Source organism: Deltaproteobacteria bacterium, assembly GCA_016208165.1.
Classification (GTDB): domain Bacteria; phylum Desulfobacterota; class Desulfarculia; order JACQYL01; family JACQYL01; genus JACQYL01.
In genome coordinates this window covers 1-8,759 of the sequence record JACQYL010000099.1, presented here as the reverse complement: position 1 = coordinate 8,759, position 8,759 = coordinate 1, and the positions used below count along the sequence as shown (strand labels likewise).

Sequence of the window (8,759 nt, the reverse complement as noted above, 5' to 3'; positions counted from 1 at the left end):
GCCATATACGAAGAAGCCGCAAGACCTTTCGAGTGGAAATTCACGCGAGAGGACTTGCGGAAAATGCTATCCAAATTTGATGAGTGCCAAAAATTGGCGGCTTAACAATACGTCACCGAATTTTCGCCCCAGAGCACTAAGGAGGGGAATCGCAGGGTACCGATTCCCCTTTTTCTATTGGGTATGCGGAAAAATCCCGATCAATCCTGACTTCTCCGTGACGCATCGGCCACTTTCAACTGCTCCAGGAATTCGACCACCTGCTCGCTTTGGTAGGGCGTCTTTTCGACACGGTAGACATAGGCGCCGCTTCTCTTTTTGCGGCTTCTGCGCAACGAGAACCATTCTCCATGTTCAAAGCTTCTGTGAAGGAGGTAGGCGGCCGTGGCTTCCGGAGCCCCGCCACACATTCTTCCATCGCCTGAAATCGCTGATCCTTGCCGTTTCAAGGTTATCCGCACCCAGTCCGCCACGGTCACGGCGCTCCCCATGCCGATCGATTTGATTACATTAAGCGCCCTGCACGCCGCGAGCAGCATGAGCACACGAGGTCGCGTATATTCCCCGTCCTCGTAAGCCACGGCAGACGAGCGGCATACTTCGAATTCATCGGATATGCGGCCGTCTTTCAACAGACGACCGTACAAATCCGTTCCCGGCGGCGGGTAAAAAACCGAAGGTCCCAGCATCACCGGCTGTTCGGACAGAAACCCAACCATGTCCAGATCCTCCGAGAAACGGTGACCCGGATAACCCAGAATGAAATACACGCCGGCGTCCAATCCGCTTTGACGCGCCACGCCGATCAGATGTTGAAGCCGGCTCCAGTCCGAAGGTCTGCCGTCCTCGCAAGGTTCAGCAGATCGAACGCGGCTGTTTCCGACCGACACATCCAATCGTTCGAATCCCGCTCGAGCCATGAGGGGAATGTCTTCGGGCTCAAGATCGAAATAAGCCAGACCGTTCATGCAGCTCAGCAGCACCTTGCGCTCACCGAACTTCGTCGTCACGCCCTCGAGCAGGGCCCTGAACCGTTCCGCATCGAGACTGATGTTGTCGTCTTCGAAATCAAACGCCGTAATCCCGCACGATGCTCTGAGATCGAGCATCTCGTCCAGTATGGAGTCAACGGTGCGGGATCTGAACCGCCTTCCCATCAGGTTTCGTGTCGAGCAAAACTCGCAGTTCTTGGGACATCCCCGGCTCGTATGCATCATCGCCAAGCGGTGGTTCTTGATCCGGTACCCGTCCCGGTCCAGAAGGCTCCGAATCCGGGTCGCAATGGCTTCCGGGCGACACGATTCGCCGGTCACACACCCGGAAACCGACTCGCCTTTTCTCAGACGCTCCACAATGCCGGAGATGACCGATTCCCCCTCGCCGCGCACCACAACGTCCACGCCGCTCCTTGCGAGCGTATCTTCCGGGAAAGCGGTGGCGTGATGCCCGCCCACATCCGTTCGTCCTCGAGTCCGAACCTTCTGTACGCCCCCCACAGCCTGAACGGGGACCGGTCTCCAGGAACGGAATAACTCGCAGCCTCCCGAAGCACGGCGGGCGCCGGGACGGTTCTTTGGCCTCCCCGGCCGCGGCTGTCCAAAAGAGCCGCCGAAATACCGGAGCGAAGGAGCACCGACGCGAGGCTCATCAGTCCCATGGGTTCGGCCCGGACCCTGGTATCGTAAAAGTCCTCGATGGGAGGCTGAATCAGAAGCAGGTCAGTCATGAAAGGAGGGCCATAACGCCCGTGTTATCGAACTCAGGATAAAGATTGCTGCGAAAGAGTTTCGGGGCGCGGTTGCAACACCGGTATCGTTTCCTTTGAATACAACGGCAGGTCAGGGCTTTCTCCGCTCGATGAAAGCATAAGCACTGTGATTGTGTATGCTCTCGAAGTTCTCGGTTTCCACGGTGAACCAGGTGATATTCTCGTCGCTCTCGAGTCTTAACGCAACTTCCCTCACCACGTCTTCCACAAACATGGGGTTCTCGTACGCCCGCTCGGTGACATATTTCTCGTCCGCACGCTTCAGAATGGAATAGACTTCACTCGACGCGCACTCCTCCACCATCTTGATGATGTCTTCGATCCAGATAAACCTCTTGAAGCGCAGCTCCAGCGAGACCTGGCCCCTCTGGTTGTGAGCCCCGTGTTTGCTGATCTCCTTGGAGCAGGGACACAGGGTGTTGATGGGGATCTTAAGACCGACAACCAGGTCCATCCCGTGATTGAGAGTCCCTTTGAACGTGCAGATATACTCCATCAGGCCGCTGGTCTTGGAAACCGGCGCTTCTTTTTCGATAAAATACGGGAAGGAGACCTCCATATGAGCGGAGGCGGCTTTCAGACGCTTTTTCATTTCTTCCAGAATGCGAGGCAGATTCTCGATGCTGATCTGATGCCGATATTCGCTGAGAATCTCCACAAAGCGACTCATGTGAGTCCCCTTGTAGCTCTTGGGAAGATTCACATACATGTTTATGGAGCCAACCGTTCTTTGTTTTTCTTTGACCTTATCTTTTACCGTAATGGGATATCGGATATCTTTGACGCCAACCTTGTCAATGGCGAGGTTGCGGTAGTCCTTCTGGTTCTGAACATCGATCATGTCTTTGTTCCACCCGACGTTAAGGTAGTCAAGGCCGTCATGAAAAATAACGAACCGCAACGTTTCCGGCGTATCTGAACCGCCAGCGTCTCCTTATAGCACAATCCCACCGGAGAAACCAACGTTTCTGGCAATGATTCACGCTGAAAAACGTCTGAAAAGGTGGGAATTCTCGGAGGGGCGGGTCTAAAACCGACCTTAATCGGTTGAAGAAGCGTCCGTATAGGCTTCAGGAATTCCAACGTGCTTTAAACCCTCGACCGAATCGCCCGGCTATCGCCCGTCGCGGACCGGTTGCACGGGAAGCGAGATTTCAGCCCGGTTTCCTCCCTCGTTCCACCGCGTGAGATGAACGTCTCCGCCGTGAGACGCGAGGATTTTCTTGGCCATAGGTATTCCGAGGCCGGCGCCAAAGGTCCTGGACATCATGATCGGATCCATCAATTCGTTCAGCGCCTCTTCCGGGAAAGGCTTCCCCGAATCCAGAATCACCAGTTTCACGACACGCGCCTGCGTTTCGTAATGGGCGGTGACGGTCAGGGGGCCGCCCCGATCCATGGAGCGGGCTGAATTGACCAGGAAGCGGAGCAACACTTCCGCGATACCCGGGGCGTCAAACCGCATCCTAGGGACCGACCGGTCCATATCGAGTCGGATTTCGATGTTCCTCTCTTTGAAACGCGTCCGAACCTGATCAATGACACTAAGAACCACCTGGCCCAGATCATGCTCGCCGAATTCAGGCGTATAGGTCCGACTGTAGCGGCTGAGTTCGTCCATCACCCTCTCCAGCCGGGCGGCCTCCCCAAGGATGATCTCCATATACTTGCTGTTCTTCTCGTCCGATGGAAGGGTCTTCGAGAGCCTCCGAACGAACCCGCTAAGGGAGGTCAACGGATTGCGGATCTCGTGAGCCACGGCCTGCAGCGCAGCCTCGACGGTTTTCCCTTCCTCCTCGACCGCGCGATCCTCGAACTCTTTTCCGAAGGAATTGGAAGGAGCCTGGTGTTCCAAAAACCACCGTACATGCTTTTCCAGGCTTCCGTTCAGACGGGATAGCGCCTGGTTGGCTTTCTCCATTACGGTAAGCACGTCTTTCCCCGACCGCGCCTCCATCTCCAGCGCACCGGCCAGCTCGTCAACCTCCACCAACGCCCGTCCGAGCACTTCGTTTACCTGGCCCGAAGGGAGCCCGAGTACCTCTTTGACTCTTCGGTGGTAGGGGAACAGCTCTTCGCTTCTGGAGAACAGAATCTCAGCGCCCCGGTGCGCCAATTCAGTGATGCGGCAAGACCATAAAGAGTCGTTGGAAAGAGCGCTTTCGCCGTCCCACTGCTGCGTCTCCACCATGGATGGAGGAAAACGCCAGCGTTTCAGAATCAATCGGCCGACTTCCCTGTGGTTGACGCCCAGGTTCTCGGTTTCCCATCTCAGGAGTTCGGCGATGGACAGGGTCTGATGTGGATAGCTCCGGCGCTGGTCGACGTCCATGGCCTCGAACATCATGAGCTGGCCGATTTCCAATATGAGTCCCGCGACAAAGGCTTCTTCCGGATCCAGCTCTTTGATACCCGCATCGAGACACAGGCCCCGGGCCATCACGGCCCGGTATAAAGACATGCGCCAGAACTGATCGTAATCGAACCCCTTGTGGCTCTCGAGTTGAAACGTCTGTTTGAGGGAAAGGGACAGGGCGGCAAGGCGGACGCGTTTGAGTCCCAGATAGGTCACGGCGTGTAACAGGGTTTTGACGGGCTGCCGGACGCCGAAATATGGGCTGTTGACCATCTTCAGCAACCGGGTGGTCAAGGATGGATCCTGCTGGATGATTCCTACAATGTCCGAAACCGAGATCGAGTTCTCGGAAGCCGCCTCGATGAGCCGAACGGTCACGGGCGACAGCGAAGGCAAATCCCGGCCATCCTGGATCTTCTGAAGTATCTGAATCTTCTTATCCGTCATGACCCATCCGTTCAAACGCTGCGAATTGTTTAATGTAGCAGACTATGTATTCCGGCTATGTTTCTCTATTTTATATCCTCTTTTGTATCGATCCACCAACGAAGTCCACGCTATCCCAGGGCATCTACCGGCCTTGCGATACCCCCGGCTTTCCCCGGAGCGCCTTTACAGATGTTCCTCCACGATGGTGTAAACCTTCTCGAGAGCCTCGTTCAGTTGATCCGCGTTGGGGCCTCCGGCCTGAGCCATGTCCGGACGACCGCCTCCCCGGCCCCCCACCAGCTCGGCCACGCGTCCGATGATTTTGCCCGCGTGCAGCGTGTTCGACAGGTCTTTGGTCACCAGGCTCAGCAGAATGGCCTTTCCTTCCTGCACGCTGCCCAGTACGGCAACCCCGCTGCCCAGCCGATCGCGGACCCGGTCCCCCAGGTCTCTCAATTCCTTGGGCCCCGGCATCTCGACCCTCGCCGCCAGCACGGAAACACCGTCGACTTTTCGGACCCGTTCCATGAGTTCACCGAGCACGTCCCTGGTCCGGCCCATTCGCGCGGCCTGCAGTTCTTTCTCGAGCTTCTTCTGGTTCGCAAGGATGCGTTCGATCTTCGAAAGGATCTCTCCGGAGGGCGCTTTCACCAGACTTCCGATCTCCCGCATCCGATCCTCGAGACCCCGGACGTAGGCGTCCGCTCCGGACCCGGTGAGGGCCTCGATACGGCGGACTCCCGCGGCGACACTGGTTTCGGACACCACTTTGAAGAACCCGATTTCGCCCGTACGGATGACGTGAGTTCCGCCGCACAGTTCGGTGCTGAAATCGCCCACGGAAACCTTGCGGACCTCCTCGCCGTACCGTTCCTCGAACAACGCTATGGCGCCGCTCCGGATGGCCTCCTCCATGTTGGTAATGGCGGTCGTGACTTCATAGTCGCCTCGTATGGCTTCATTCACCTTTTCTTCAATCCGATGGAGCACTTCCGGGTCGACCTGTTCGAAATGCGCGAAGTCGAACCGCAGCCGCTCGGGAGAAACGAGGGAGCCGGCCTGCTTCACGTGGTCCCCGAGGATGGAGCGCAAGACCGTATGCAGAAGGTGCGTGGCCGTATGGTTGCGGGCCGTGCGCATCCGCCATTCGGCCTCGGCCACGGCTTCCACTTCGTCGCCCACGGACAGGCTTCCCTTGGACACCTTGCACCGGTGTACAATGAGTTGCCCTCCGTATTTGACCGAATCCGTCACCTCGACTTCGCACCCATCAGACCGGATGATCCCGCGATCCCCCACCTGGCCGCCGGCCTCGCCGTACAGGGTTGTCCGGTCCAGCACCACTTCGACCTCGTCTCCGGCCCCGACCCGATCCACGGCCTTGCCGTTGCTCACCAGGGCCACCACCTTCGCCGGGGTGGCCTGAAGCTCGTATCCCAGGAATTCCGAGGTTGCGCCCTGCCCCAACAGGGCCCGATACGCTTCCGGGATTTCGGCGTCGCCGCTGCCTTTCCACGATTTCCGGGACTGCTCCCGTTGTCGTTGCATGGCCGCCTGGAATCCTTCCTGATCCACGGTAAAGCCCTCTTCCCGGCCCACGTCGTTGAGAATGTCCACCGGAAACCCGAACGTATCGTACAGGCGGAACGCCACCTCGCCGGGTAACGCGCGGTGGCCCTTGTCGAGCCTGGCCATTTCGTCATAGAGCAGGCTCAGGCCGTTCTCGAGGGTCTGGAAAAACCGCTTCTCTTCTCCCTGAACCACTTTGGCCACAAATTCGAGTGACTGAACCAGCTCGGGATACTGCCCCTTCATGACTCCGACCACCGCTCCGGCGATCTCGTGCAGAAAGGGATCGCGCATGCCCAGAGAGGTTCCGAAACGCACCGCGCGCCTCAATATGCGGCGTAGTACATAGCCCCGCCCTTCATTGGACGGAAGAATGCCGTCCGAAATGAGAAACGCCGCCGCCCGGGCATGATCCGCGATCACGCGGAAGCTGATGTCTTTCTTAGGATCTTCGAGATACGAGTGCCCGGAGCGCGCTTCAATGGCTTTCATAATGGGCGCGAACAGGTCCGAATCGAAATTGTTCTTCTTGCCCTGCAACACCGCGGCCAGACGTTCGAGGCCCATTCCCGTGTCAATGCTAGGCTTGGGCAAGGGCGTCATGGCTCCGGATTCGTCCCGGTTGTACTGCATGAACACCAGGTTCCACAATTCGAGATAGCGGTCGCAATCGCACCCCGGACCGCATTCCGGCCGGCCGCATCCCATTTCCGGGCCCTGATCGATGAGGATTTCCGAGCAGGGACCGCAGGGGCCCGTGTCCCCCATGGCCCAGAAATTGTCCTTTTCTCCGTGACGGGAGATGCGTTCCTCCGGCACCCCGACTTCCGTCCTCCAGAGTTCGTGCGCTTCATCGTCCTCGAGATAGACCGTGGCATACAGTTTGTCCGCCGGAAGGCCGTACCCTTGGGTCAGAAGCTCCCACCCCATGCGGATCGCTTCGCGCTTGAAATAATCTCCGAAACTGAAGTTGCCCAGCATCTCGAAAAAGGTGTGATGCCGTGCGGTCTGTCCCACGTTCTCGAGATCGTTGTGCTTGCCTCCCGCCCGGACGCATTTCTGCGATGATGCGGCTCTGCTGTACTCCCGGCGCTCGTCCCCGATAAATACGCGCTTGAATTGAACCATGCCCGCGTTGGTAAAAAGCAGCGTTGGATCGTCCTGGGGCAACAGCGACGAGCTTTTGACCACCCGGTGGCCCCGGTCCTCGAAAAATTTCAAAAACAGCGATCGGATGTCGTTTCCCGTCATGGGGCTTCCTCGGCAGGTTGTTCGTCGTCAGGGGGCGTGTGAATCAAGCCGGACTGGGCGAGGATCTTGGCTTCCAGTTTCTGCATGATATCCGGATTCTCCTCGAGGATCTGCTTGGCCGTCTCGCGTCCCTGGCCCAGGCGCTCCCCATCGTACGAGTACCACGATCCGCTTTTTTCGATGAGGTTCAAATTCACACCCAGGTCCAGCACATCGCCGGCCCTCGAGATGCCCTTTCCGTACATGATGTCGAATTCCGCTTCCTTGAAGGGCGGAGCGATCTTGTTCTTGACCACCTTGACCCGGGTCCGGTTGCCCACCACGTCCTGGCCGTCCTTGATGGCGCCTCTCGAACGGATGTCCAACCGTACGGACGCATAGAACTTGAGCGCGTTTCCGCCCGTGGTCGTTTCCGGATTGCCGAACATCACGCCGATCTTGTGCCGGATCTGGTTGATGAAAATCACGGATGTATGCGATTTGGAAATGATGGCCGTGAGCTTGCGCATCGCCTGACTCATGAGCCGCGCCTGGAGACCCATATGGGAATCGCCCATCTCGCCGTCGATCTCCGCCTTGGGCACGAGAGCGGCCACGGAATCGATGACCACCACGTCCAACGCTCCGCTGCGCACCAGGATCTCGGTGATCTCGAGGGCCTGCTCCCCATAGTCGGGCTGGGATACCAGCAACTCGTCCGTCTGGACCCCTAATTTGCGGGCATACTGCACGTCCAGGGCGTGCTCGGCGTCCACGAACGCGGCCACGCCTCCCGCTTTCTGGGCCTCGGCAATCACTTCGAGGGCCAGCGTGGTCTTACCGGACGATTCCGGTCCGAAAATCTCCGTCACACGCCCCCTCGGAATACCGCCGATGCCCAGGGCAATGTCCAGAGACAACGATCCGGTGGAAATGCAGCGTACGTCCGTCGCAACGCCTTCGCCGCCCAGTTTCATGATGGACCCTTTACCGAACTGGCGTTCGATCTGGCCAACCGCCATGTCGATGACTCGTTCCCGGTCCTGTGAGACGGCCATACCTCCTCCTTTTGATTTATCAAAGATGCGCCGAGCCGCGCTCACGCCGCAATCACAACCCGCGACGGCCGATGTGCGGGATTACACCCGCTCCCGGCCGGCGCCCGGCGATACGTTTGGAACTATTTGTATGAAGTAGCTTTCCAAATAGCATCAAACGTTGCGAAAAACAAGATTTCCTGTAATTGGTCATCGGGGGAAAACTTTTGAGAAAGTTTTCCCCCGTACCCCATAAGCGCTAACTTAAGGATTTCTTTTTTGCCAAGTTTATGGTACCATTGTCACCAAAGGAGGTGGCAATGGAGCGTTTCGTTTTTACAGAAGAAATGGAGGATTGGGAAGTACTTTT

The 8,759-nt window shown here is 57.7% G+C and carries 6 protein-coding genes; all 6 read right to left on the bottom strand.

Annotated elements, in window-relative coordinates; translation table 11 throughout:
• Positions 1-200 precede the first annotated feature (200 nt).
• Positions 201-1,400, bottom strand: a complete 1,200-nt coding sequence (locus tag HY788_18715; GenBank protein ID MBI4776181.1) for a radical SAM protein — start codon at positions 1,398-1,400, stop codon at positions 201-203.
• Positions 1,340-1,726 carry a hypothetical protein gene (locus HY788_18710; protein MBI4776180.1) on the bottom strand — a complete coding sequence of 129 codons (387 nt, stop codon included), beginning with the start codon at positions 1,724-1,726 and terminating at the stop codon, positions 1,340-1,342. The genes HY788_18715 and HY788_18710 overlap by 61 nt, the downstream gene beginning before the upstream one ends.
• Before the next feature lie 112 nt (positions 1,727-1,838).
• Positions 1,839-2,609, bottom strand: coding sequence for a GTP cyclohydrolase I FolE2 (locus HY788_18705; protein ID MBI4776179.1), 771 nt, complete (start codon positions 2,607-2,609; stop codon positions 1,839-1,841).
• 273 nt (positions 2,610-2,882) lie between these two features.
• Positions 2,883-4,571: an HDOD domain-containing protein gene (locus HY788_18700; GenBank protein ID MBI4776178.1), complete on the bottom strand. Its 1,689-nt coding sequence runs from the start codon at positions 4,569-4,571 to the stop codon at positions 2,883-2,885.
• A 165-nt stretch (positions 4,572-4,736) separates the two neighbouring features.
• A complete protein-coding gene (gene alaS, locus HY788_18695) occupies positions 4,737-7,373 on the bottom strand; it encodes an alanine--tRNA ligase (GenBank protein MBI4776177.1) in 2,637 nt (878 codons plus the stop codon).
• Positions 7,370-8,410: a recombinase RecA gene (gene recA, locus HY788_18690; GenBank protein MBI4776176.1), complete on the bottom strand. Its 1,041-nt coding sequence runs from the start codon at positions 8,408-8,410 to the stop codon at positions 7,370-7,372. The genes alaS and recA overlap by 4 nt, the downstream gene beginning before the upstream one ends.
• Between the last annotated feature and the right edge of the window lie 349 nt (positions 8,411-8,759).